23 protein-coding genes, 1 tRNA gene and 5 pseudogenes are annotated in these 22,939 nt (G+C 57.2%); 16 read left to right on the top strand and 13 right to left on the bottom strand.

Translation table 11 applies throughout. The features are described 5' to 3' along the window. Positions 1–65: 65 nt before the first annotated feature. Both DBV39_RS10215 and DBV39_RS10210 read left to right on the top strand, forming a co-directional pair. A tRNA-Arg gene (locus DBV39_RS10215) sits at positions 66–142 on the top strand. A 277-nt stretch (positions 143–419) separates the two neighbouring features. Continuing rightward, a complete protein-coding gene (locus DBV39_RS10210; protein WP_159078901.1) occupies positions 420–707 on the top strand; it encodes a hypothetical protein in 288 nt (95 codons plus the stop codon). A gap of 407 nt (positions 708–1,114) precedes the next feature. Here DBV39_RS10210 and DBV39_RS10200 read toward each other — a convergent pair whose 3' ends face one another. Together DBV39_RS10200 and DBV39_RS10190 are read right to left on the bottom strand one after the other, a co-directional pair. Further along, positions 1,115–1,528: a hypothetical protein gene (locus tag DBV39_RS10200; protein ID WP_108621443.1), complete on the bottom strand. Its 414-nt coding sequence runs from the start codon at positions 1,526–1,528 to the stop codon at positions 1,115–1,117. Between the two features lie 158 nt (positions 1,529–1,686). Next, the gene (locus tag DBV39_RS10190) at positions 1,687–2,094 is read right to left on the bottom strand and encodes a hypothetical protein (RefSeq protein ID WP_108621441.1); all 408 of its coding nucleotides are present in this window, start codon (positions 2,092–2,094) and stop codon (positions 1,687–1,689) included. Positions 2,095–2,281: 187 nt separating this feature from the next. Here DBV39_RS10190 and tnpA point away from each other — a divergent pair, with 187 nt between their 5' ends. Then, complete coding sequence (gene tnpA, locus DBV39_RS10185) at positions 2,282–2,710, top strand: IS200/IS605 family transposase (RefSeq protein WP_108619982.1); 429 nt, start codon at positions 2,282–2,284, stop codon at positions 2,708–2,710. 338 nt (positions 2,711–3,048) lie between these two features. Here the strand turns inward: tnpA and DBV39_RS10180 are convergent. Continuing rightward, positions 3,049–3,297 (bottom strand): annotated as a pseudogene (locus DBV39_RS10180) (integrase core domain-containing protein); the annotation flags it as partial. A gap of 62 nt (positions 3,298–3,359) precedes the next feature. Here DBV39_RS10180 and DBV39_RS10170 point away from each other — a divergent pair. Next, positions 3,360–4,252, top strand: a pseudogene (locus DBV39_RS10170) (IS3 family transposase); the annotation flags it as partial. Positions 4,253–4,393: 141 nt separating this feature from the next. Here DBV39_RS10170 and DBV39_RS10165 read toward each other — a convergent pair. Beyond that, positions 4,394–5,562 (bottom strand): annotated as a pseudogene (locus DBV39_RS10165) (IS3 family transposase); the annotation flags it as partial. Between the two features lie 380 nt (positions 5,563–5,942). Next, positions 5,943–6,134, bottom strand: coding sequence for a hypothetical protein (locus DBV39_RS10160; protein WP_159078899.1), 192 nt, complete (start codon positions 6,132–6,134; stop codon positions 5,943–5,945). A gap of 112 nt (positions 6,135–6,246) precedes the next feature. Here DBV39_RS10160 and DBV39_RS10155 point away from each other — a divergent pair, with 112 nt between their 5' ends. The 8 genes and pseudogenes from DBV39_RS10155 (at position 6,247) to DBV39_RS10110 (ending at position 12,465) form a co-directional block, all read left to right on the top strand. Further along, a complete protein-coding gene (locus tag DBV39_RS10155; protein WP_159078898.1) occupies positions 6,247–6,609 on the top strand; it encodes a hypothetical protein in 363 nt (120 codons plus the stop codon). Further along, positions 6,606–6,890 (top strand): annotated as a pseudogene (locus DBV39_RS10150) (IS110 family transposase); the annotation flags it as partial. The gene DBV39_RS10155 and the pseudogene DBV39_RS10150, both read left to right, overlap by 4 nt. Positions 6,891–7,027: 137 nt before the next feature. Then, a pseudogene (locus DBV39_RS10145) lies at positions 7,028–7,609 on the top strand (replication initiator protein A); the annotation flags it as partial. A gap of 313 nt (positions 7,610–7,922) precedes the next feature. Beyond that, complete coding sequence (parA, locus tag DBV39_RS10135; protein ID WP_108621435.1) at positions 7,923–8,561, top strand: ParA family partition ATPase; 639 nt, start codon at positions 7,923–7,925, stop codon at positions 8,559–8,561. Continuing rightward, positions 8,558–8,842, top strand: a complete 285-nt coding sequence (locus DBV39_RS10130; protein ID WP_108621434.1) for a chromosome partitioning protein ParB — start codon at positions 8,558–8,560, stop codon at positions 8,840–8,842. The genes parA and DBV39_RS10130 overlap by 4 nt, the downstream gene beginning before the upstream one ends. Continuing rightward, on the top strand, positions 8,839–9,381 hold the full coding sequence (locus tag DBV39_RS10125; RefSeq protein ID WP_108621433.1) for a DUF2840 domain-containing protein: 543 nt from the start codon (positions 8,839–8,841) through the stop codon (positions 9,379–9,381). Before DBV39_RS10130 ends, DBV39_RS10125 begins: the two co-directional genes overlap by 4 nt. Then, a complete protein-coding gene (locus DBV39_RS10120) occupies positions 9,378–9,977 on the top strand; it encodes a S26 family signal peptidase (protein WP_108621432.1) in 600 nt (199 codons plus the stop codon). The genes DBV39_RS10125 and DBV39_RS10120 overlap by 4 nt, the downstream gene beginning before the upstream one ends. Before the next feature lie 484 nt (positions 9,978–10,461). Continuing rightward, entirely contained in the window at positions 10,462–12,465 is a 2,004-nt protein-coding gene (locus tag DBV39_RS10110) for a relaxase/mobilization nuclease domain-containing protein (RefSeq protein ID WP_159078897.1), read from the top strand. 14 nt (positions 12,466–12,479) lie between these two features. Here the strand turns inward: DBV39_RS10110 and gcvA are convergent, their stop codons facing one another. From gcvA to DBV39_RS10085, 4 genes are all read right to left on the bottom strand, one after another. Beyond that, entirely contained in the window at positions 12,480–13,394 is a 915-nt protein-coding gene (gene gcvA / locus DBV39_RS10105; protein WP_108621430.1) for a transcriptional regulator GcvA, read from the bottom strand. A 71-nt stretch (positions 13,395–13,465) separates the two neighbouring features. After that, positions 13,466–14,755, bottom strand: a complete 1,290-nt coding sequence (locus DBV39_RS10095) for an ISL3-like element ISPpu12 family transposase (RefSeq protein ID WP_013504666.1) — start codon at positions 14,753–14,755, stop codon at positions 13,466–13,468. Positions 14,756–14,776: 21 nt separating this feature from the next. Further along, positions 14,777–15,289 (bottom strand): signal peptidase II, encoded by a 513-nt coding sequence (lspA, locus tag DBV39_RS10090; protein WP_004863699.1) that lies wholly within the window; start codon positions 15,287–15,289, stop codon positions 14,777–14,779. Between the two features lie 3 nt (positions 15,290–15,292). Further along, the gene (locus DBV39_RS10085; RefSeq protein WP_004574643.1) at positions 15,293–16,189 is read right to left on the bottom strand and encodes a cation transporter; all 897 of its coding nucleotides are present in this window, start codon (positions 16,187–16,189) and stop codon (positions 15,293–15,295) included. Positions 16,190–16,284: 95 nt separating this feature from the next. Here DBV39_RS10085 and cadR point away from each other — a divergent pair, with 95 nt between their 5' ends. Both cadR and DBV39_RS10075 read left to right on the top strand, forming a co-directional pair. Further along, on the top strand, positions 16,285–16,692 hold the full coding sequence (cadR, locus tag DBV39_RS10080) for a Cd(II)/Pb(II)-responsive transcriptional regulator (protein ID WP_004364961.1): 408 nt from the start codon (positions 16,285–16,287) through the stop codon (positions 16,690–16,692). A gap of 292 nt (positions 16,693–16,984) precedes the next feature. After that, complete coding sequence (locus DBV39_RS10075; RefSeq protein ID WP_227870583.1) at positions 16,985–18,367, top strand: multicopper oxidase family protein; 1,383 nt, start codon at positions 16,985–16,987, stop codon at positions 18,365–18,367. A 72-nt stretch (positions 18,368–18,439) separates the two neighbouring features. Here DBV39_RS10075 and DBV39_RS10070 read toward each other — a convergent pair whose 3' ends face one another. Genes DBV39_RS10070 through DBV39_RS10060 form a run of 3 tightly spaced genes read right to left on the bottom strand, consistent with a single transcriptional unit; the run spans position 18,440 to position 21,402 of the window. Then, positions 18,440–19,846, bottom strand: a complete 1,407-nt coding sequence (locus tag DBV39_RS10070) for a Cu(+)/Ag(+) sensor histidine kinase (RefSeq protein WP_108621428.1) — start codon at positions 19,844–19,846, stop codon at positions 18,440–18,442. Positions 19,847–19,848: 2 nt separating this feature from the next. Continuing rightward, positions 19,849–20,532, bottom strand: a complete 684-nt coding sequence (locus tag DBV39_RS10065; protein WP_108621427.1) for a heavy metal response regulator transcription factor — start codon at positions 20,530–20,532, stop codon at positions 19,849–19,851. 54 nt (positions 20,533–20,586) lie between these two features. Next, positions 20,587–21,402, bottom strand: coding sequence for a class I SAM-dependent methyltransferase (locus tag DBV39_RS10060; RefSeq protein ID WP_108621426.1), 816 nt, complete (start codon positions 21,400–21,402; stop codon positions 20,587–20,589). 233 nt (positions 21,403–21,635) lie between these two features. On the opposite strand from DBV39_RS10060, the gene DBV39_RS10055 reads away from it, so the two are divergent. Continuing rightward, positions 21,636–21,971 carry a four-helix bundle copper-binding protein gene (locus DBV39_RS10055; RefSeq protein ID WP_108621425.1) on the top strand — a complete coding sequence of 112 codons (336 nt, stop codon included), beginning with the start codon at positions 21,636–21,638 and terminating at the stop codon, positions 21,969–21,971. Positions 21,972–22,056: 85 nt separating this feature from the next. On the opposite strand, the gene DBV39_RS10050 is transcribed toward DBV39_RS10055, so the two are convergent. Next, the gene (locus DBV39_RS10050; RefSeq protein WP_265415990.1) at positions 22,057–22,233 is read right to left on the bottom strand and encodes a heavy-metal-associated domain-containing protein; all 177 of its coding nucleotides are present in this window, start codon (positions 22,231–22,233) and stop codon (positions 22,057–22,059) included. Positions 22,234–22,583: 350 nt separating this feature from the next. Here DBV39_RS10050 and DBV39_RS10045 point away from each other — a divergent pair, with 350 nt between their 5' ends. Continuing rightward, complete coding sequence (locus tag DBV39_RS10045) at positions 22,584–22,844, top strand: DUF2933 domain-containing protein (RefSeq protein ID WP_159078896.1); 261 nt, start codon at positions 22,584–22,586, stop codon at positions 22,842–22,844. Positions 22,845–22,939 lie beyond the last annotated feature (95 nt).

Raw genomic sequence — 22,939 nt, 5'->3', positions numbered from 1 at the left:
CTAACAAGTAAGGATTGGGCTGTTTTACAAAGATAAAAAAATAGTGCTATACTTCTTTTCTCTCAGCGCCCGTAGCTCAGTTGGATAGAGTACTTGGCTACGAACCAAGGGGTCGTGGGTTCGAATCCTGCCGGGCGCGCCAGTATTATCAAGGGGTTACAGTTCAAAAGACTGTAGCCCCTTTTGACGTCTGGCGTTTTTGCCCCATGTTTTGCCCCATGACTTTCAAAATCACTCTGAGCGAGGGAAGTTCCGGCTCCTGGGGTATGTATCCAGATGTTCTGGGATGAAAGCCATGTTGGCCCACCGTGTCTGCGGACTCATATCAAAGAAGTGGTTACCATCGTTCAGCAGGTGAGTGCTAAAACAAGCCCAAAACATGCATAGGCGGTTCTGATCTCTGTGCAGAGTAATGCACATTGACCTACACCAGCCCTAACTCTCCGGGCAAACGGGATGTGCTGGGTAGGTTGCTCTTTGCCATCCTGGCGGGTCACCGGCGGTATGCGTACATGACCGTGGTGCATGGCGATCAGGTGGCGATGAAGTCTTTGGGCATGAGCAAGATTTTCAGTGAGGAGTCCTTGCGCAGGGCACTAGCCCGGATGGACGAGCAAGCAGTCCAGGCATGGTTGCGCCCTGCGCTCATGTCTCACTGGATCGGAACTGGATACTGGAACATTGATGCGAGCGTCAAACCGTTGTGAGGCAAACAAAAATGGGCGTTGAAGGGCTACAACCCACGCAAGCCCGGCCGACCCGGTCATGTCCTGCACACTTAATTGGTGAGTCCGCTGCGACAGGTTCTGGATTCGCAGCTGACGGGGGTAACCAGCGTGCGAGCGCTCTTGCTCAAGCAGGCCTGGAGCAATTGTTGGACGATCTGGGCGATAAGGCTCCTGCGCTGGTGCGAGGTGACAGTGGCGATGGCAACGATGGAACTCTGGTGACGTTCGAGCAACGCCAGTAGCCCTATCTGTTGGGTCTTCGCCAGATCAGCAACGTCCAGCGCTTGGTGCGACGCCAGTTTGACTGTCTGGACTGAAGTCGTACTGATTCGCAAGGGCTTCGGCTGCTCAGGACTAGGTCAAGATCGCGGACGGGCTGGCGCCAGTCACGACGGGTGGTGATTGTGCATCGTCGGATACGCGAAGGGATTGCCCGGGAGACGATGGACGACCATGGTCAGCTGCGTCCGCACTTTGCCGATCATCAAATCCTGGATGCGGTCCGGATGTGGGAGTACACCTTGCTGGTGCCCACTGCTCACTTTCCCTCGTAATCGATTGCCCAGATGTCTCGGGAACGCTGTGATTGCGAGAACAGCTTTGATGAACTGAAGAATCAGTGGGGACTCTCGGGCTTCACCGCGCAGGATCTCAATCGCTGTCATACGACTGCGTGTGCCGGAGCCCTCATCTAGTACTGGTGGAGTTGGTGCTGTCGGGCCGCCCATCCAGTTGGCTGTGTCGAAGCCATCAAGAATCGCCCGCTGTTGCTCGCGGTGGTGGTCAAGGTCGCGAGCCATTCCAGTCAGACGACCTTGTATCCGACATCCATCCATGCCAGAACCGACACGATCAACCAGCTGCTACGCAACATTCGTGCGGCTTTGCAGCATATCAGACTGATTGCGGAGCAGTTGAAGGGTGTTGACCGATGGGGCACGAGTGCAATGAAGTGGACCTAATCCGCATTCGCCAAGCATTTTCTGCATACACATTTCTGCAGTTTTTCAAATTCATACGCATCTCTGCCAGGATCAGCATGGCGACCCTTACTGGCTCGAAATCTATATCGATCAATTGCTTGACTTACATTTGTCAAGACTATCCCCGATATGATGTGTTCATTATTCCCTGTCCAATCAGGTAAGTTCTGAAGTTCGATAATCTCGTGATCTGTTAGGTGGTTAACCAATTCTTTCACGGGAATCCATTCATCTTCAACGTAAAGCCGCTTGTGGCGACTACTGTCCCATTGCACAATTCTGCCATTGAGCCGAATTGCTGCTCGACCGGATCGGTGAAGCATAAACGTTTCAGCCAAATCTTCGCTGTCAATCTCTGATCTATCGATTTTTGGGGATTCCATAGTGATACGCCTTCTGAATTAGGTTGCAAGGTTTATGAAAAATCGATTGCGAATGTGCATGTTTAAACAAACATGGGAAATCCCCCGGCTATGCCGGGGTGGCAGTAGAAGTTTGACATTTAGGGGAGTCCATCGATGAAACTATCCGAGTGAGCCGCCAAGCACACTCGAGAAAAGGAGTTTCACGATGGACGAGTATGAAAGCCTAAGCCATAGCCGTTGGGAGTGCAAATACCATGTGGTGTTTATTCCCAAGTGTCGAAGAAAGACGTTGTATGTCAGTTTGAGAAAGCACCTGGGTGAGGTGTTCAGGCAGTTAGCCCGTCGTAGGGAGAGCGAGATTCTGGAGGGTCACTTGATGCCTGATCATGTACACATGCTGATCGCGATTCCGCCAAAGTACGCGGTCTCTCAGGTGGTTGGGTACATAAAGGGCAAAAGTGCCATTCACATTGCCCGGGTGTATGGTGAGAGGAGGCGAAATTTCGTCGGGCAGCACTTTTGGGCCAGAGGGTATTTTGTTTCGACGGTTGGGCGTGACGAAGAGGTCATTAGACGTTACATCCAGGACCAGGAAAAAGAGGACTCTCGATTGGAGCAATTGAATCTGCTCTGAATCTGGCCACCGAACGGTGGCACAAGATACGGAGCCGCGTTAGCGTCTCCGGATAGCCGCTTTGAGCGGCTCACAAATGAAGGCCCCCGGCTTTGCCGGGGGATTGTTACTTTAATTGCGAATCGATTCATTTAAATAATATCGGAAACTATACTGCCATGCAAACAGCTATTGGTATTTCTCGAATATAAGGTGGACCCTGTTGTCAAGACAGAATCTGTTGCGGTTTAAGCTAAGTCCATTTCTTCAACCGCAGCGGTACAGCGCTGCCCTGTTTGCTCCCGGGGTGAATCCCCCGTGGAGCGTAGCGAAACGGGGGATTCACCCCTCGTGTCTCTGAAGTGATCCGGGATGCTCGCGCCACCGCCTTCGCAGGTGGCATAGACCTCATCGGGCTTTTTGTAGCCCAGCCCTTGATGGGGTCGTTCAGTGTTGTAAAACGCAAAGTACTCGGCCAGACCTACGGTCAGCTCGGCCATGCTGCTGTAGCCCCTGAGGTACAGGTCTTCGTACTTCACGTTGCGCCAGAGCCGTTCCACGAAGATGTTATCCAGTGCACGGCCACGACCATCCATACTGATCCGTATCTCTAAAGTGGACCCCAGTTTTCAGACACCGGTTTAAGCTAATGTCCCTGGAGGGCAATAGCATGACGGAAGGTAAGAAACGCAAGGTTCACAGTGCCGACTTCAAAGCCAAAGTGGCATTGGAAGCCGTACGCAACGAGATGACGATCAACGAGATCGCACAGAAGTTTGAGGTGCATCCGATGATGGTTCGGCAGTGGAAAAAGGAGTTCCTGGACAATGCAGGCAGCGTCTTTGCCAACAAGCGTGGCCCCAAGCCAGTCGAGCACGCCAAGGAGGACGCCTTGTATGGCGAGATTGGTCGGCTCAAGATGGAGCTGGATTGGCTTAAAAAAAAGTCCGGACTATGAGCCTGGAGACGAGAATGGGCTGGATTGATCCGTCGAATAGTCTCTCGCTGGTCAGGCAATGTGCGCTGGCGGGTGTTTCCCGTGCGACCTGGTACAGCCACCAGAGCCTCAAACCCGCGAGTGGCGATGATTTGCAAGTGTGCCACCTGATTGATCAGGCGTACACGCAGCGTCCCTTTTATGGCAGCCGCCGCATGGTGCGCTGTCTGAAAGATCGTGGTCTGACGGTCAACCGCAAGCGGGTACAGCGCCTGATGGCGAGCATGGGGCTGGCTGGGATGGCTCCCGGGCCAAACACTAGCAGGAAGCACCCGCAGAACAGGATCTACCCATACCTCTTGCGTGGTTTGCAGGTCGTCAGGCCGAACCAGGTGTGGAGCACGGACATCACGTACGTTCGTCTGGCACGAGGGTTCGCCTATCTGGTGGCCATCATCGACTGGTACTCACGCAAAGTGCTCTCCTGGCGCATCAGTAACAGCATGGACTCTGCATTCTGCGTTGACTGCCTGGAAGATGCCCTGGCAACTCACGGCAAGCCTGAGATCTTCAACAGTGACCAGGGCTCCCAGTTCACGAGCACGACATTCACCGACATTCTGAAGCGTGAAGAGTAAGGTGGACCCTGTTGTCAAGACAGAATCTGTTGCGGTTTAAGCTAAGTCCATTTCTTCAACCGCAGCGGTACAGCGCTGCCCTGTTTGCTCCCGGGGTGAATCCCCCGTGGAGCGTAGCGAAACGGGGGATTCACCCCTCGTGTCTCTGAAGTGATCCGGGATGCTCGCGCCACCGCCTTCGCAGGTGGCATAGACCTCATCGGGCTTTTTGTAGCCCAGCCCTTGATGGGGTCGTTCAGTGTTGTAAAACGCAAAGTACTCGGCCAGACCTACGGTCAGCTCGGCCATGCTGCTGTAGCCCCTGAGGTACAGGTCTTCGTACTTCACGTTGCGCCAGAGCCGTTCCACGAAGATGTTATCCAGTGCACGGCCACGACCATCCATACTGATCCGTATCTCTTCACGCTTCAGAATGTCGGTGAATGTCGTGCTCGTGAACTGGGAGCCCTGGTCACTGTTGAAGATCTCAGGCTTGCCGTGAGTTGCCAGGGCATCTTCCAGGCAGTCAACGCAGAATGCAGAGTCCATGCTGTTACTGATGCGCCAGGAGAGCACTTTGCGTGAGTACCAGTCGATGATGGCCACCAGATAGGCGAACCCTCGTGCCAGACGAACGTACGTGATGTCCGTGCTCCACACCTGGTTCGGCCTGACGACCTGCAAACCACGCAAGAGGTATGGGTAGATCCTGTTCTGCGGGTGCTTCCTGCTAGTGTTTGGCCCGGGAGCCATCCCAGCCAGCCCCATGCTCGCCATCAGGCGCTGTACCCGCTTGCGGTTGACCGTCAGACCACGATCTTTCAGACAGCGCACCATGCGGCGGCTGCCATAAAAGGGACGCTGCGTGTACGCCTGATCAATCAGGTGGCACACTTGCAAATCATCGCCACTCGCGGGTTTGAGGCTCTGGTGGCTGTACCAGGTCGCACGGGAAACACCCGCCAGCGCACATTGCCTGACCAGCGAGAGACTATTCGACGGATCAATCCAGCCCATTCTCGTCTCCAGGCTCATAGTCCGGACTTTTTTTTAAGCCAATCCAGCTCCATCTTGAGCCGACCAATCTCGCCATACAAGGCGTCCTCCTTGGCGTGCTCGACTGGCTTGGGGCCACGCTTGTTGGCAAAGACGCTGCCTGCATTGTCCAGGAACTCCTTTTTCCACTGCCGAACCATCATCGGATGCACCTCAAACTTCTGTGCGATCTCGTTGATCGTCATCTCGTTGCGTACGGCTTCCAATGCCACTTTGGCTTTGAAGTCGGCACTGTGAACCTTGCGTTTCTTACCTTCCGTCATGCTATTGCCCTCCAGGGACATTAGCTTAAACCGGTGTCTGAAAACTGGGGTCCACTTTACATTCGATGCGACTGCGGGTTCTACTGCTTCTGATTTTCGCCTTTGATGGCATGCCATGCGCCGAAATTTCACGCGTGAAATTTGGGATCTATCCATAATCCCTCATCCATCAGGGCGCTCGATATCTTGCGCTTACGCATCGGCCGATCATGGCGGATGCTTATAGGGATGGCGCCTCAATAAAAATTGAGCAAACACTACATAGTCGTCCATGTTGTTTAATTAAGATATTGAATTTATAGGGAAAATAGTAAATATTGGTATAATATACTCTCAATTTTTAATTGCCCAGAGATCGATTTCTAGGAGTTTTTTGAGAGTCACCGATGGCCATAGACGACTTTTTCCTCAGCCGCATCAATCAGATGATCGGCCTCCGACATCCGCTGGCCGTGCTGACCTCTCACATGCTCTGGCAGGAAATCGAAGCGTTTCTGGCCCATCACTTTGCGCATAAGGTTCGTGCGGGCAAAGTGATCGAAGTCGACGATTTGTTTGTTTGGATCCCACACGGCAGTGGTCTGTGGTGGAGTCTCCAATGCAGGCCGTCCCAGACTGCCGATCCGTTTGATGGTCTCGTTGCTGAATCTCAAGACGCCTTCAACGAAAGCGACGAAGGGGTCGTTGAGCGTTGGTCTGAAACGACCACCTCGCGGTATTTTTCTGGCATGGATTGCTCTGAACAACGCCTCCACGGTTCAACCCAAAGCAGTGGTCCATCCGACCGATAGCCGGTTGCTGGATACAGTCCGCAAGAAACTCGTTGATCAGGCCAAAGCAGTCGGTATTGTGCTCAAGCAGACTGTTGCCAAAGAAGACAAGCAGTTGACCCGTCAGGCGGATCGCTACGCGCGTGCCAGACAGTTTCGCCGTTTCAAGAAACTGCTCAAACAATGGAATGGACGCCCCGACCTGAGGCTACGGCATCAGAGTGCCTTAAATTATGGGTGTCAAAACCATTACCTGACAGGAGGGCGTCCACCATGAAGATTACAACCATTGGCATTGATCTGGCAAAGAACGTTCTGCAGATTCACGGCGCTGATGAGCGCGGCAAGCCCGTGGTGCGCAAGCAACTCAAACGCGACAAGGTGATGGCGTTCTTCGCCAACATGGAGCCTTGCGTGATTGGCATGGAGGCCTGTGGCAGCGCACATCACTGGGCCCGTCAGTTGCAGAGCCTGGGGCACGAGGTCAGGCTGATCTCGCCACAGTTTGTCAAACCCTTTGTGAAGACCAACAAACATGATGTGGCCGATGCTGAAGCTGGGTATTCCGGTCGATCGTGACCGGGAATTCCGGGATCGTGACCACCTATTCTGCTGATCGTGACCAGCATTCCGGCGATCGTGACCACCTTCGGGTCATCGGTTGGGTCATGCGTGTGGGAGATTGTACTGGCAGACGCGATGCCGGCATCACGCCTTCGCGCTGGATACGCGCTACACCCTACGAAATCCTGCGCTTTATCGGGCGCGGCACCTCCTTGCGCGACTACCAGCGTCTGAAAGCGGCGCTCGACCGGCTGCAATCGACCAGCGTGGCAACGTCCATCCGCGAAACCACGGGGCGGCGGCTGCATCGGTTTTCGTGGATCAACGAGTGGAAGGAACTGGCCGACGCCGGCGGCAAGCCGCTGGGCATCGAACTGATCTTGCCGGACTGGTTCTATGCGGGCGTGCTCGATGCAGCCCTGGTGCTGACCATCGACCCGGCGTACTTCCGGCTCACGGGCGGTATCGAACGCTGGCTGTACCGCCTAGTGCGCAAGCACGGCGGCAAGCAGCCGGAGGGCTGGCAATTCGATTTCCGTTACCTGCACCAGAAGTCCGGCAGTACCGCCAAGCCCGCCGACTTTGCCTGCGATCTGCGCACCCTGGTCGCCAAGCAATCATTGCCCGGCTACGTGTTGGGGATCGAGCTGCTGCCGAACGAAGGCCGCGAACGGCTGACCTTCCGACCGGTGCCGCCCACAGCACGGGGATAAGTCTGTGGAAAAGCTGTGAATATCCTGTGAATAGTGTCGTGCTATCAGGCGTGTCCGGTATCGTGCTATCGGGCGTGGGACTATCGTGCTATCAGGCGTGCCAATCGGCTGCAAAGCCTTGCCAACACTGGGTTTGCGCGCCCCTTAACTTATCTAACTTAATTACTCTAACGATTGATAAAGACTCGCCACCACGATGGATAGATTCTGAAAAGGGAAACACCCGGCAGTTTGAAGGACGTAATCAGCCGAAGAACCAAACCCGTTTGGCAAGGCAAAAACAGCCCGGTTTTCCTGGTGGGAGGGCTGCGCCATGATCGTTGCCTTGCTCAATCAGAAAGGAGGCGTGGGCAAGACCACGCTGGCCACCCACATCGCCGGAGAACTCGCGCTGCGCGGTCAGCAGGTCATTCTGCTGGATGCCGACCCGCAGGGGTCTTCACTGGACTGGACACAGCGCAGAAGCCAGCAAGGCTTGCCACGGCTGTTCAGTGCCGTGGTCCTGGCACGTGAAACGCTGCATCAGGAAGCGCCGGAACTCGCCAGGCGGGCCGATCACGTGGTCATTGATGGCCCGCCCAGAATCGCCGCCTTGGCGCGCTCCGCGCTGCTGGCAGCCGATTACGTGCTGATTCCTGTGCAACCCAGCCCCTATGACTTGTGGGCCAGCGCCGAGATGGTGGCGCTGGTCCGCGAGGCCCAGGTGTTCCGGCCTGCGTTGCAAGCGGCCTTTGTCATCAACCGGCGGGTCAGCACCACGGTGATCGGACGCGAAGCCCGTCGGGCGCTGGCCGAGCAGCCGCTGCCGGCGCTGCGCGCCGAGGTTCGCCAGCGGATCGTCTTTGCCGACAGCGTGGCCGCCGGGCGGCTGGCACGTGAAACGGCGCCCGATAGCGCGGCGGCGCGTGAGATCACCGCGCTGGTCGATGAACTGTTGCGGTGGCCGACATGACAGCCAAGCTGCCACTGAACAGCAAACGTCCAGCCAAGCGCGTGGGCATTGGTGCGCGTCCGCCCGCGAACCCGCACGCTGAAGCGTGGATTCGTCAGGGCGACGCTGAAGCGCTGAACAAGGGTGATCTCTACACCGCTCGTCTGACGCTGGACATTACCCCCGCCCTGCGGGCGCGCATCAAGGTATCGGCCTTCACGCAAGGCGTGACTGTGGCCGAGCTGCTGCGCGGTCTGCTGGAAAGGGAGTTTCCAGATCCTCGCAAAAAGGACACGCCATGAATCGCTTTGTTTCGCCTGCTGGTGCGGCCACGGCGGCATCACTGCCGCCCTCCGCCGCGCTTGCCCTTCACGCTAACCGCGCACCGTTGACGCGGGTGGCACTGGCCACAATCGAACCCCATTTCAATCTTTACCTGCGTTTTGGTGAACCGGCACACACGCTGCGGTTGGACCGCTGGCGGCGCTGGGCGGTGTTTCTGCCGGGCGCGGTGCTGTGCCGTATTCGCTGGCAAGCCAATGACTACGGCACGGTGCGCTGGCAGCTGATGGTGATGCAGGCTTGCACACCGCTGGACGCGGCGCAGCGCATCCCCGGCGTGCAGCCGGGTGCGCGCCTGTTGCTGCACGTTGAAGGCCATCATTCCGTCCGTTCTGTGCTGCAACGCATGGATGCCATCGAGTTACTGGGTATTGCTCCCGCCGCCGTCTCGCCCGCGTACTGGCGCACGCTCGCCAATCGGCTGGCGGCGCGTCAGCCGTTGCCCGATTACACCGCCGAACGGCACGCCGCCTGGCTGGTCGGGAGAAGCTTTTCATGACACCGATTACCATGCTCAATCAGGCTGCTGGGGCCAGGCGGCATCCTCGTTCGCGCTTGCGCGCCCGCATCGTGCTGGCGGGCTTCGCCGCCGTCGGCCTCGCGGCGCTGGCCTGGACGGCTTTTGTGCCGTCGCTGCCGCGCCTGATCTACAATCCGTCCGACAGTGTGGCGGTCGGCTGGTATCGCGTGCAGCCGCTTGAACAAGGGGCCACCTCACTGCCACGTTCCTTGTCCGTGGGCAGCATCGTCCTGACCCGATTGCCTGCCGACGCCGCTGCACTGGCCGCGCAGCGCGGCTATCTGCCCGCACACATTCCGCTGCTCAAACGTGTGGGCGCGGTCGCGCCGCAACACGTCTGCATCGTGGCCGGTCAGGTGCGCATCGACGGCGTGCCGGTGGCCGCCGTGCTGTCTGCCGACCGGCTGGGGCGTCCGTTGCCGTTCTGGCCGCAGTGCCGGCCATTGATGGCGGCCGAACTGTTCCTGTTGAGCGCTACGAATCCGGCCTCATTCGACAGCCGCTATTTTGGCCCGGTCAGCGTAGCCGCCGTGATCGGCATCGCGCACCCGGTCTGGCATGAGGTGCAGCCATGAAGGCCGCCGACTCAATGCACGTCGCGCTGCATGTCATCGTGCTATCAGGCGTGTCTTCCTTGGGGCTGCCGGCGCGTCGTTGCGTCTGCCGTGCTGAGGCCAATCCTATGCAATGGACTTTGCACACAGCAAGGCGTCCCGCTCAGCCGTCCCACGTGCAGGAGCCGTGCCTCGAACGTGCTTGGCCTGCGGCCTCTGGCGCGTCCATCGGCGCGCTCGCCGGTGCGCTGACTGCCCATGCTGCAGTGCCACCGGGCCGCCGACGCCGGGAGCGAAAGCGACAGGTAAAGGCGGAAGGCAAGACAAAAGGGGGCGGCACCCAGACGCCCGCAAAGCCAGTCTGCACATGGGGGTGGCGCGGCACGATGCGGCGTTGCCGCCGTGCCGCTGGGGGCGTGATTCCCGCGCCAAGACGGGGCTGGCCGCGTGCTCCACACGACCGGCTACGCCACAACTGCATTCAGAACTTATAGAGAGCGTAGCCATGAGCGACCGCCGCGATGATGCTTTCCGGGTGCGTCCCAGCGCCCCGAAGAACCGGGGCAAGGGTCAAGGCCAAGGTTTTATTTCCAAGGTGCTCAAGCAGACCAGCAAGGCCAGCGGCGGCAAGTCCTTCATGCGCCATTCCGCCGCCGGTGGCCGCAGCGCGCGCGCTGGCCAGCGTCCCGGCGCACGTCTGGGGCGCGGCCATACGGCGGCGCGTTTCGCAGGGGCGAACCTCACGCCATTCTCGCGACGGGTGGCCATCAAGACGCTGCTGGTGAATCAGCAACGTGCCAGCCCCCAGTCGCTTGCCAAGCACCTACGCTACATCGAGCGTGACGGCGCGGGCCGCGATGGCGAGCCAGGCCAAGCCTATGGGCCACAGACGGACGTCGCCGATCTGGATGCCTTCAAGGAACGCTGCGCCGAGGATAGACACCATTTCCGCTTCATCGTTTCCCCAGAGGACGGTGCTGAACTGGATGACTTGCGCACCTACACCCGGCATCTGGTGAACCGCATGGAAGCTGACCTTGGCACGCGCCTGGACTGGGTGGCGGTGGATCACTGGAATACCGACAATCCCCATACCCACCTGATCGTGCGCGGACGTGACGACACCGGCCAAGACCTGATCATCGCGGGCGATTACATCGCCCAGGGTTTGCGTCATCGCGCATCTGAACTGGCGACCGAATGGCTGGGGCCACGCACCGAGCTGGAGATCCAGCAGACCATGCAACGCGAAGTGGAACAGGAACGGTGGACGAGCCTGGACCGCACCCTGCAACGTGAGATCGGCGAGGATGGCCGGGTGCATATCCAGCGCTTTAATGCGCCGACTTTGCAACGCCAGCGCCTGCTGCTGATCGGTCGCCTGCAACGCTTGCAGCACCTGGGGCTGGCCGACGAAATACAGCCCGGCACCTGGGTCATGCACACCGACGCCGAAAAAACCTTGCACGCCCTGGGCGAGCGGGGCGACATCATCCGCACCATGCAGCGGGCCATGAGCGGAAAACAACGCGAACTTGCCGTGTTCGAGCCGGGCCAAGGTGGCGATGGAGGTGGCCGCACCATCGTCGGGCGCGTGGCCGCGAAGGGGCTGGATGATGAGCTGCACGACCGGGGCTATCTGGTGATCGACGGCGTGGATGGCAAAGCGTACTATGTTGCGCTCAATGCGCGTGACGAACCGGCCAACTATCCGACCGGTGCGGTGGTGGAAGTGAAGGGTTCCGCTGATATCCGGGCTGCCGACCGCAACATCGCGACACTGGCAAGCGATGGCTTGTACCGCACGGATCATCATCTGGCGATTGAACAAGGCCGAGCCAAGGCGGGACGCTACCCTCAGGAAGTGGTCGCATCTCACGTTCGCCGGCTGGAAGCCTTGCGCCGAGCTGGCATCGTGGAACGCGTTGCCGAAGGACTATGGAAAGTGCCGGGCGATCTGCCCGAACAAGGTCGCCAGTACGACGTGCAACGATTGGGTGGTGTGGCGGTGGAACTGAAATCGCACCTGCCGATTGAACGGCAGGCCCGCGTCATCGGGGCCACCTGGCTTGACCAGCAATTGATCGGCGGCGGCAAGGGGTTGGGCGATGTGGGCTTTGGTGGCGAGGCCAAACAAGCCATGCAGCAGCGCGCTGATTTCCTTGAAGAACAGGGGCTGGCTCAGCGGCGCGGGCAACGTGTGATCCTCTCCCGGGACCTGCTGGGGACGCTACGTAATCGGGAACTGGCGCAGGTGGCCAAGGACATCGCCGCTGACACTGGCTTGGAGCACCGACCGACGGCAGACGGACAACGCGTGGCTGGCATCTACCGGCGCTCTGTCATGCTTGCCAGCGGACGCTATGCGATGCTGGACGACGGCATGGGCTTCTCGCTGGTGCCGTGGCGACCGGTGATCGAGCAGCGGCTGGGCCAGCAGGTCGCTGCAACAGTGAATGGCGGTAGGGTGTCATGGGAGATTGGGCGACAGCGAAGCCCTTCCGTTTGAAGTTTACTTTGTGATTAGTCATCCGCCTCAGTGATTAACCATTCCCTGAATGCCGCTAATCTGGGCAGATTGGCGCATTCGGGCCTGTAAACGATGTAATAAGACACATTCAACGCAAAGCTGATGTCAGGGAATAGCCTCACCAGGCGCCCGCTCGACAGATCGTCGCGGGCCATGATACTGCGTGCGAGCGCGATGCCATGCCCCTCAATAGCTGCCTGCAGCACGGCTGCAGAATTATTGATCTGCATGCCGCGACGGATCGTTGCTGTGTCACTAACTCCGGCTTTCTTCATCCACTCCTCCCAGGTCGGGAAGCCCGAATGGCCGGCCATCGTCAAGTCATGGATAAGTGTTTCGCGAATTAGATCACCTGGCTTTCGTAGTTGCCTGCGCTGACGCAGCAGCTCAGGGGAGCATACGGGAAAAGCCTCTTCATCCATGAGCTTGTCGGCCTTCAGGCCCGGCCAGTCCCCCATGCCGTAGCGCACGCCGATATCGATGCGCTGGGCTATGAAGTCCACCGATTTGTGATTGGTGTCCAAGCGCACGTCGATGTCCGGACAAGCTGTCTGGAATCGATCTATCCGCGGCAGCAGCCACTTAGCGGCGAATGCCGGGCTGACCGTCACGGTGAGCACCTCGCTGGTTGATCCCTCTTGTAGCCGTTCCATGCCTAGCGCCAGCCGGTCGAAACCGGCCCGGATGTCTGGCAACGCACGTTCAGCCATCTCGGTCGGGCTCAGCCGAGCCCTCCCGCTGTTGACCCGCACGAACAGCGGCGTACCCAGCCAGTCTTCCAGCGTGCGCACGAGTTGGCCCACGGCTGCCGGCGTGACGTTCAGTTCAGCCGCTGCTGCGGAAAAGCTTTGGTGGCGGGCGCTGGCTTCAAATGCCCGCAAGGCGTTCAGGTGGACAGGCGACTTCATAGCGATAAAGTTTGGGTATACGGATTTAATGGTTGATGGGGCACCTTCACCCCATCAATCTGATACCACCCTCAGATGGTTGATAGATCGACTCCGTAGTTGAGTTCCTCTGCGAAGTCCGGCAGTCCGTAACCGATGGTTTTCTTGTAGAAAGGAGAGACCTTCGCAGTCGGTGCCTTCTTCTTGTGCTTCGTGGTGTAGAGCATTCGTGCCCGCATCACCTCGAAGGAGTAACCGCGCCCTTCACGGTTCTTGTCCTTGGCCAGTCGGTTGATGGACTCCGTGTAAGCGTTGGTGACGGGCATGTCCGTCTCGAAGTAGGTCATGGTCTCTTCGCGCCAGTTTCCCACTGCCCTGACCAGATCGCTCCAGACTTCCTTTTGGCCCTTCGGGATGGTGGCTATCCACTCGTCCAGGGCGGCTTCTGCCTGGAGCCGTGTGGTGGCGTCCCAGATGCCGTAGAAGCGCTCCTTGTGCTCGTAGGCGGCCAGCAGTTGCGGGAACGCGCCTGTCCAGGTCTCCATGATGAGGCGCTCCCGGTCTGAGACTTCGTGAGCGCGTTTCAGCAGGATTTTCCGGTCTCCCTTGAGAGTCCGGCTCTGGGACGGTTTCAGCTCCTTTCTGAGGCCCTTGCGCACTCTCTCTAGGGCATCGTTGGCCATGCGCACCACATGGAACTTATCGACCACGATACGGGCCTGGGGCAGCACAGCCTTGACCGCTGCCCGGTAGGGGTTCCACATGTCCATGCTGACGATCTCGACCTTCTGCCGGTCTTTCAGCTTCATCAGGTAGTTGGTCACCACGTCCTGGCGGCGGGTGGCCAGCAGGTCGAGCAGGGTTCGCTCCTCAATGTTGGTCAGAATGCAGCGGTAGCGCTTGTTCAGGTATAGCTCGTCAATGCCCAGGATGCGGGGCGTCTCGAAGCGGTGCCAGCGCCCCAGGAACTCGGCGCGGGCGTTGAAGATGTCGCGCACCGTCTTCTCGTCCAGGCCGGTCTGTGCCGCCACAAAGGTGTAGGGGTGGTTGAAGGATTCCTTCTCCACGTACTCATGCAGCCGCAGTGTCATACGGAATCCGTCCACCATCTCCGGTAGCTGGGGCCTGAATGTTGTCTTGCAGGCCCGGCAGGTGTATCGGCGGCGGACCACCCAGAGAGTGACCCGCTTGCCGTGGATGGGCAGATCACGATAGGGAACGTCACGCTTGCCGAACCGTACGAACTCACCCTGCACGACGCATTCCTCGCAGGCGATGGGATCGGGCACGTCCACCTGGAAGTGCATTTCGTCGTCGGTTGATTTGCAGCCCAGTACTTGGTATTGCGGCAGGTGAAGGATGTTGCCGGGAAGTTCGGTCATGGTGTTGTATAGGCGTAGGTGTCAGTCAGATCCATCCGGCTCGGCATTGGTGTTTGCTTTTTTACCCAACAAGCTGCTGGAAACGAAAAGTAAGGCACCGAGGACAATTGCAATATCAGCCAGGTTGAAGGCCGGCCAATGCCAGTCTCGCCAATAGAAATCAAAGGAATCCACAACATAGCCGCGAAAGACCCGGTCAATCAGATTGCCCATGGCGCCACCGAGGATAAGACTGTAAGCGATGGCTTCTCCTTTATGACGATTTTCAAGGATCAGCTTGATCAGAAAAATCGAGACCACTACCGCGATTCCGATAAAAAAGTAGCGCTGCCAGCCTCCACCATTCGCAAAAAGACTGAATGCGGCACCGGTGTTCCATAGGTGCACCCAGTTAAAGAACGGGGTCACCGAAACATACTCGCCATAGGCCATTGATTGCTGCACCAGCCACTTTACAGCCTGATCAGACGCTGCCAGCAGGCCCGATATGGACAATAGGGCATACGGCGAGAGCTTTTTGCCAATAATGAGCATTATTTAACCCTTCAACGCCAAAATGCGTCTGGCACCGTTAAGTACAATGCCCCCCGCGATGGTGCCGATAATCAGATCCGGATAATTGGAACCGGTCCACGCGACCAGGGCGCCGGCGGTGATGACCCCCAGGTTGATCACCACGTCGTTGGCCGAGAATATCCAGCTTGCCTTCATGTGCGCCCCGCCTTCCCGATGTTTGGATATGAGCAGCAGACAACTGGTATTGGCAATCAATGCGACGAATGCGATAGCCATCATCACCAGCGATTCAGGCTCACTACCGAATACAAAGCGTCTCACCACCTCTACGAGCACGCCCACAGCCAAGATCAGTTGCAGTACACCAGCAAGATGCGCGGCACGTACCTGCATTTTCACGCTATGTCCAACCGCATAAAGGGCAAGCCCGTACACCGCCGCATCGGCAAAATTGTCCAGGGATTCTCCAATCAGGCCGGTGGACTGGGCGATCAGACCGGCAGTCATTTCCACCACGAACAGAAGTGCATTGATGCCGAGCAACCAGCGCAGGGTCCCGGATTCTTGCTTAGCAGAAGCTGCCGAAAACTCGGCGGCCTTGATGGTCTCCGGATTTGCAGCGACGGTTTCCTGAAGCGAGGCGCCTAGCCCCAAGGTCTTCAGTTTCGAGGTGACGGGCTCGACCTCGCCGTCATGCACGACCTTCAGCCGGCGGTTCGACAAGTCGAAGGACAGCGCCCGAATCTCCTCAAAGCCGTTCAGGGCTAGGCGAATCATTCGTTCTTCTGATGGACAGTCCATCTTCGGCACGGCATAAACACTGACCCATCTCCCTGGCGCCTCGGAGGAGGCCTGTATATCGGTATCCGCTGCGGACGTTGCATCACCGCCACAGGCGCCACCACAGGATTTGCTCATGATACGACTCCACTTGAACAATGTTGTGGTACCATTTAGAACTATAAAGCTACTATAAGGTCAATAGAGTAAAGAATCCGTTGGGGAGGAGGCTGATGCGCATTGGTCAGTTGGCGCAGTTGGTAGGGGTCGAAACACAGACGATCCGCTTCTATGAACAGCAGGGCTTGTTGCCGCCGCCTGATCGGCAGGACAACGGTTACCGTGTCTATACCGAGAAGCATGGTGAGGGGCTGGCCTTCATCCGTCGCTGCAGAATCCTGGGCCTGTCACTGGCTGAGATTCACGAACTACAGAGCTATCAGGACGACCCTCATCAGCCTTGTACCGCCGTCAACGCCTTGCTCGATGATCACATCTCTCATGTGCGGTCGCAGATAACCGCTCTGCAAGCGCTTGAGAAACAACTCGTTTCACTGAGAGCGAGTTGCAACGATGACCGGGAAGTTGAGGCGTGCGGGGTTCTTGCTGGAATTAGCGAAGGAAACATGCACCAGCAGTAGGTGAAGCATCAACCAGATAATCCGATGAGATGCCGGTCTGTCTCACTCTCATGCAAAGGTAAGATCAACCATTTAATCCGCTTACCCTAAAGTTTTTCTTTCAATGAGTGATACTTTATCTCATTTGCCCTCTATGCGGAATATGCCAACAATATGGCTCTAAGGTTTACTGGGAAGTGCATTCATGACGCTCACACGTCGTTCTTTTTTGGCCGGGACTTTGCTGGCAGGCGGTTCGCTGTGGGCGGCTTCATCTTTATGGAGGCCATCTGCTGCCGCAGAGTCAAGGCAATTGAAAATTCCCGAACTGATTGATGCTCGCGACAAAAGTCAGTCGGTAGTCCTTAAAGCGCAGATTGGCAAAACATCCTTTTTCCCTGGACGAGAGAGCGTGACGCTAGGCTACAACGGCAGCTATCTTGGCCCGACGCTGCGTGTCCATCGTGGCGACGACGTCGAGATGGTGGTCACGAATGCTTTGGGCGAGGATACGACGGTCCACTGGCATGGCCTGCTCATTCCGGGAGAGCTTGACGGCGGTCCTCATCAGACCATCCGTTCGGGCTCGACGTGGCGACCGGTGCTTCCCATTCGTCAACCGGCGGCGACGCTCTGGTATCACTCGCATGCGCACGGTCGCACGGGAGAGCAAGTCTATGCCGGACTGGCTGGCCTGCTGATTGTTAGCGACGACGATGAGAGGGCGCTTGGACTACCGTCTGAATATGGCGTCGATGACCTGCCCTTGATACTGCAGGATCGACAATTCGAGAACGGTACTCTCGTACTGCCTCAGGGCATGATGTCGGTCATGCATGGACGTCGAGGCGACACGCTGATGGTCAATGGAACCGTCAACCCGACAGCCCGCGTGCCTCGTGGCCTGGTTCGCTTACGCTTGGTGAACGGCTCCAATGCCAGGGAATACGATCTCGCATTCGCGGATGATCGGCCCTTTCACTGGATTGCTTCCGAAGGTGGTTTGCTCGACAAGCCGGTCGAGCTTCGCACCCTACGACTTGCGCCGGGAGAGCGTGCGGAAATTCTGGCTGACTTTTCGGATGGCCGGCCAGCGACACTTGAAACCGGTCCGGACGGCAACCTTCCAATGATGATGGGCATGATGACCGCTGCCGCAAACCTGGGGAGAATTGGACGGGAGACGGTTGTTCGATTCGAACCTCAGGGCAAGCCGGCGCTTGAATCCAAAGTGCCTGACAGATTGCATGCTTATGAGCGGCTGGATGAGGTCAAGGCGGTTCGGCGGCGACGTTTTGTCATGAACATGGGCATGGGAGGGATGATGCGCGGCGGGCCTTCCATGGGAGGCATGATGCGGGGGGGAATGGGAATGCTCGGCATCAATGGCCGTACTTTCGACATGGGTCGGGTTGACGAACAGGTCCGCCTTGGCGACATCGAGGTTTGGGAGGTTTCTGGCGACATGATGGCACATCCGTTCCACATCCATGGCGTTCACTTCGAGGTGTTAAGCCGTAATGGTTCGGCCCCCGGGATTCGTGATCAGGGACTGAGGGACACCGTCGTCGCCCAGGGGCCGGTCGAACTTCTGGTGAAGTTCACGCAGACGGCGATGGCATCTCCCTTCATGTACCACTGCCATATCCTTGAACACGAAGACAACGGGATGATGGGGCAATTTTCTGTAAGTTGATGCTCATGGACATGCGCTTGTCCTAAGGCCCCCGCCCGGCAAACAAGCCCAGAAGAGACGTTTCGTTAGGCTTCAACACGTTTGCGCGGGCAGTCGCACCTCGAAGGCAGTCTCTTGCTCGGTTGAAGTCGCTGTAATTCGGCCTGCATGTGCCTCGAATATGGATTTGGCAATCGCCAATCCCAGGCCGGCTCCTTCCGAAGAACGCTGACGTGAGGCGTCGGGGCGATAGAAACGCTCGAAAATGTGAGGCAAGTGCTCCGGCGGGATCTGGGGGCCGGGGTTCACTATCCGAACCTTCACAGATTTCCCATTGCCTTCAAGGTGAACCGAGATGGTCCTTCCCTGCGGTGTATAGCGGATGGCGTTAGACAGCAAGTTGCTCAAAGCGCGCCGGATCATAAGCGTGTCACCTAGCGTGCATACTCGCTCGCTGATCAATTCCAGAGAGACCCCACGTTCTTCGGCCCACGCGCCGAAGTAATCGAAAAGCGTGCGTATCTCTGCGTCGAGATCGATTGTGACAAGTTCGGGTTTAAGTAAATGATTGTCGGCTTGCGCCAGGAAGAGCAAGTCGCCTACCATCTTGGCCATGCGCTCATACTCTTCCAGGTTGGAATACAAGATTTCCCGGTATTGATCGACACTGCGCGCTTGCGAAAGCGCTACTTCGGTCTGTGTCTTTATATTGGTGATTGGCGTGCGCAACTCGTGCGCAATGTCTCCCGAAAATTCCGATAAGCGCTTGAAGACCTCTTCAAGGCGGTGGAGCATTTCATTGAAAGACAGTGTCAATTCAACCAATTCGGCGGGAACGCCGTCGGGGTCCAGGCGTATGTGCAACTGATCTGACTTGATTCTTCCCATCTCGCGGCTGATCCGCCGTATTGGTGCGTGGCCTTGATACACCGCTATCCAGGTAGCCAAAATGGCAATCAAGCAGGCGCCGATAATGATAAGTCGAAGATAGCCGCGAAAGCTTTCCAGGTAGTGCAAATGGAAATTGACGCCGGTTGCCACGGCAATGGTCAGCGGCCCGATCTTGGGCAAGGTTTCGGACTCCATTCTTAACAGAGCACCCCTGAATGTTTCGCCCTGATCCTGCCATGTGCCGACGGTGTCAATGGAAATTCGCTCGACGGGGCGCGCAATGCCTGCAAATCTCGCCAGGTCTGAGCCGGGTGTCGAATAAATGACCGAGCCGGTGGACGTTGAAATCCGGTACTGTGCGTTGTGGTGGCCCGAGACGGCATTCGCCAAACGATCCCGAAATGCTTCAGGGCTTTCGTTGGCCGGGGCGGTGGCGAGCGTGTGCTTCAACGCTTGAACCACTGCGTTCAACTCGTCTACATCCTGCTGAATGAAATGGTTATTGATAGACCGCTCGATCATCCAGCCGAAGCAGAGCAGAACGATCGTGATCACTGCCCCAATAGAGACCGTCAGCCGTAAAGCGAGAGACGCGGGTCGTCGCTTCATCGTCAAGCAGAAGGTGTGACGTCCAGCATATAACCCATGCCTCGGACGGTATGAATCAGCTTGGGCTCGTAATCGTCATCGATCTTGGCCCTCAGTCGGCGGATGGCAACGTCAATGACGTTGGTGTCGCTATCAAAGTTCATATCCCACACCTGCGATGCAATCAAAGAGCGCGGCAGCACTTCGCTTTGGCGTCGTACCAACAGCTCCAGTAGCGCAAATTCCTTATTGGTCAAATCAATGCGTACGCCATCACGCTGGGCTCGCCGACGAGGAATGTCGAGCGTCAGATTAGCTACCTGGAGCTGGTCGTTAAATACCGGTGCAGCGCCGCGCCGCAACAAAGTCCGCACACGAGCCAACAGTTCAGAAAAGGCAAATGGCTTTACCAGGTAGTCGTCAGCGCCCAGCTCCAGGCCTTTGACGCGATCCTCTACGCTGTCGCGCGCTGTAAGAAAGAGGACAGGCGTCGCAGACTTTGCCTCTCGCAATGCCTGAACAATACGCCAGCCTTCAACATCGGGCAGCATGACATCTAGAATGATCAAGTCGTAGGATCCGGTCAAAGCCAAGTGATGGCCGTCCAACCCATTGCGCGCAAGGTCGACGATAAATCCGGACTCGGTCAGGCCTTGTTTAACGTAATCGCCGGTCTTGACTTCGTCTTCAACGACAAGCAGTTTCATGGCTGTCTTCTTCAGGTTCCCGCTCGTGGTTCGTGGAAAAAATCGCTGTGGACTTCACCGCTTTGCAGTCGCAATATTCGTCTCCATCGGAAAGGCTAGCGAATCACCGTCCTGGAACCTTTGCACGACTCCCTGTGTCTCGTCTCTTATGGCGTCCATGAGGACGGCGCGTTCGACCGGTGCCATTCGCGTGAAGGCCGGCACGGACGTGGCTGCTCCGACTATTGACATGTCGACGAACCGCTTGGCGTCTGGCAAACGGATCTCCAGCGCTGATGTCCGTACTTCGACATCCTGAAACCCGACGAACTCAAGTAATCGGTACAGCTCGTCGGAGTCCGATAGCGAGAAAGCGATGTCTACATCAGCGACGGCGATATCGAGATGGCGTGCAGTTGCCATGAATAGAGCCTCATACAAAGGATGCCGATGCAGAGACTGCCAGACGCTGATGCCAACTCTTCCGGAATGGCGCAGAACACGGCACATTCCGTGCAGCGCGCCAACTTGATCGGAAAAGAACTGGAGTCCTTGTTGGCAAAGCACGAGATCAAACTCTCGCTCTGGAAGCTCGAGGCTTGTTGCATCGCCCTCGCGCCAGTCTATGGTGCCGCCTTGTGGCGCAGGTTGCGCCATGCCGACGGCTAACATTTCGGCGTTTACATCCAATGCAACTACGTGCCCGCTTTCGCCGACGAGCGGGGCAACTTGTCGTGCAACACTGCCCGTTCCGCAGGCGAGATCCAATACGCGCTCCCCTGATTGAGGCGAAGCATGCGCCAGCAGCACGCGTGTCCATGGATCCGCAATGTTACGGCCAAGATAATGCTCATAAGTTTCTGCTGGGCTAAGGGCGCGCTGAAGGCTCATAGTGATAAAGCAGTGAATTATTGGGTGGAAGAAGCGCACAGTCTAGAGTACGCTTGCCGACAACTACATGACGCGAAGATTACAAATATGTAATGGTTAAATTGTTGCAGCTTGTTGGAATAGCGGTGACGCAGCTAAAGATGCCGCTGGGGCCTAGGGGTTGCTGGTTCTCGTGTGGCGGCGTGATGCCGCCTCACGATTCACCTTAAATTTTCATTCCAATGGAGATAAATATGGCCCATGAAAAATTTCAATCATGCATCGACGCATGTTATGCCTGCGCGACAGAGTGCGACCATTGCGCGGTCTCGTGCCTACAGGAACAAGACGTAAAAAGCATGGCCCGGTGCATAAAGCTGGACATGGATTGTGCACAGATTTGTCGCGTGGCAGCCAGCTACATGGCACGAGGCAGTGAATTCGCCCAGGTGATTTGTCGAGTGTGCGCAGAGATCTGCGAAGCATGCGGCGAAGAATGTGCAAAACATTCAATGGATCATTGCCAACGTTGCGCGGAAGCTTGCCGTAGGTGCGCCGAAGAATGCAGGCGGATGGCCCAGATGGCCTGAGGAATCCGTGAATCGCTGCGGTTGCTCTTCAAAGATAGCGCAACCGCAGCCGGTAAGATCAGAACGCGTTAATGCGCTGCCGCTGCTATGGCTGGCGCTCGGGGGTGTAACCGGCCTCACGGATGGCGCGCTCGACCGCGTCTATGTCTGTAACGCCTTCTACGGCTACTCGACGTGCGGAGAGGTCCACCTCAATGTCCGCCTGCGGAGCGGCGGTGGTTATTGCGGCTCGTATAACGCCCGCACAGTGACCGCAAGTCATGTCATTTACCTGAAAATTGACCATTGACGTTCCTTCTCTTGGTTCGTGATTGAATACCTGTACGATAAACCTTCCCACCATGGTAAGGTCAACACAAGAGGTACTCGTATTCTCCGGGCATTGTAAAAATTCCGACTCGTCTCCGATTGGGACGCGTCCACCGCAAGCACTGGCAACCTTGCCGAGCACACGGATACAAACTATTTCATTCGTCCGCGCCTCGCGATAGATGACAAATATGTAATCGGCCTGCAACGCGTCCGACAGGGTCACCCCGCTACAGTTCTTCTAATGGTCGCACAACGTCGGCCATGCTGAGAGTTCAGCGCAGCTCGCACAAGGAGAACACTATGAAATGCGATATCAAGATGATGCTGAAAGCGGGGGCCGGCCTGGCCGCTGTGGTAGCCGTTGCCTACGCCACCTTTCCCGCCGCCCGTGAATTGATCACTGCCTGGGCGCCAGCATTGTTCTTCCTGATTTGTCCCGTGATGATGTTCTTCATGATGAAAGGCATGCAGTCTTGCCACAAAGAACAAGACATCAGGAAGCCCGAAGCACGACCGGTGCCGCTACCCGATACGAAAAACATTCTTGATGAGCGGCGTTGACGAGGCCAGTTCGACGACTGTTGTTCAACAGCGTCCAACATGCATTTGGGCCGTCTCTTCCCCCAAAACCACCTGCTTCAATTCTGGAGATTAAA

The sequence above is a fragment of the Orrella marina genome (assembly GCF_003058465.1).
GTDB classification, from domain to species: Bacteria; Pseudomonadota; Gammaproteobacteria; order Burkholderiales; family Burkholderiaceae_B; genus Algicoccus; species Algicoccus marinus.
This window is presented reverse-complemented; position numbering and strand designations above follow the sequence as displayed.

Coding starts and splice junctions, on each gene's coding strand:
- DBV39_RS10200 (WP_108621443.1), bottom strand. CDS start 1,528: ATGGCTCGCGACCTTGACCACCACCGCGAGCAACAGCGGGCGATTCTT.
- DBV39_RS10190 (WP_108621441.1), bottom strand. CDS start 2,094: ATGGAATCCCCAAAAATCGATAGATCAGAGATTGACAGCGAAGATTTG.
- tnpA (WP_108619982.1), top strand. CDS start 2,282: ATGGACGAGTATGAAAGCCTAAGCCATAGCCGTTGGGAGTGCAAATAC.
- parA (WP_108621435.1), top strand. CDS start 7,923: ATGATCGTTGCCTTGCTCAATCAGAAAGGAGGCGTGGGCAAGACCACG.
- DBV39_RS10130 (WP_108621434.1), top strand. CDS start 8,558: ATGACAGCCAAGCTGCCACTGAACAGCAAACGTCCAGCCAAGCGCGTG.
- DBV39_RS10125 (WP_108621433.1), top strand. CDS start 8,839: ATGAATCGCTTTGTTTCGCCTGCTGGTGCGGCCACGGCGGCATCACTG.
- DBV39_RS10120 (WP_108621432.1), top strand. CDS start 9,378: ATGACACCGATTACCATGCTCAATCAGGCTGCTGGGGCCAGGCGGCAT.
- DBV39_RS10110 (WP_159078897.1), top strand. CDS start 10,462: ATGAGCGACCGCCGCGATGATGCTTTCCGGGTGCGTCCCAGCGCCCCG.
- gcvA (WP_108621430.1), bottom strand. CDS start 13,394: ATGAAGTCGCCTGTCCACCTGAACGCCTTGCGGGCATTTGAAGCCAGC.
- DBV39_RS10095 (WP_013504666.1), bottom strand. CDS start 14,755: ATGACCGAACTTCCCGGCAACATCCTTCACCTGCCGCAATACCAAGTA.
- lspA (WP_004863699.1), bottom strand. CDS start 15,289: ATGCTCATTATTGGCAAAAAGCTCTCGCCGTATGCCCTATTGTCCATA.
- DBV39_RS10085 (WP_004574643.1), bottom strand. CDS start 16,189: ATGAGCAAATCCTGTGGTGGCGCCTGTGGCGGTGATGCAACGTCCGCA.
- cadR (WP_004364961.1), top strand. CDS start 16,285: ATGCGCATTGGTCAGTTGGCGCAGTTGGTAGGGGTCGAAACACAGACG.
- DBV39_RS10070 (WP_108621428.1), bottom strand. CDS start 19,846: ATGAAGCGACGACCCGCGTCTCTCGCTTTACGGCTGACGGTCTCTATT.
- DBV39_RS10065 (WP_108621427.1), bottom strand. CDS start 20,532: ATGAAACTGCTTGTCGTTGAAGACGAAGTCAAGACCGGCGATTACGTT.
- DBV39_RS10060 (WP_108621426.1), bottom strand. CDS start 21,402: ATGAGCCTTCAGCGCGCCCTTAGCCCAGCAGAAACTTATGAGCATTAT.
- DBV39_RS10055 (WP_108621425.1), top strand. CDS start 21,636: ATGGCCCATGAAAAATTTCAATCATGCATCGACGCATGTTATGCCTGC.
- DBV39_RS10050 (WP_265415990.1), bottom strand. CDS start 22,233: ATGACTTGCGGTCACTGTGCGGGCGTTATACGAGCCGCAATAACCACC.
- DBV39_RS10045 (WP_159078896.1), top strand. CDS start 22,584: ATGAAATGCGATATCAAGATGATGCTGAAAGCGGGGGCCGGCCTGGCC.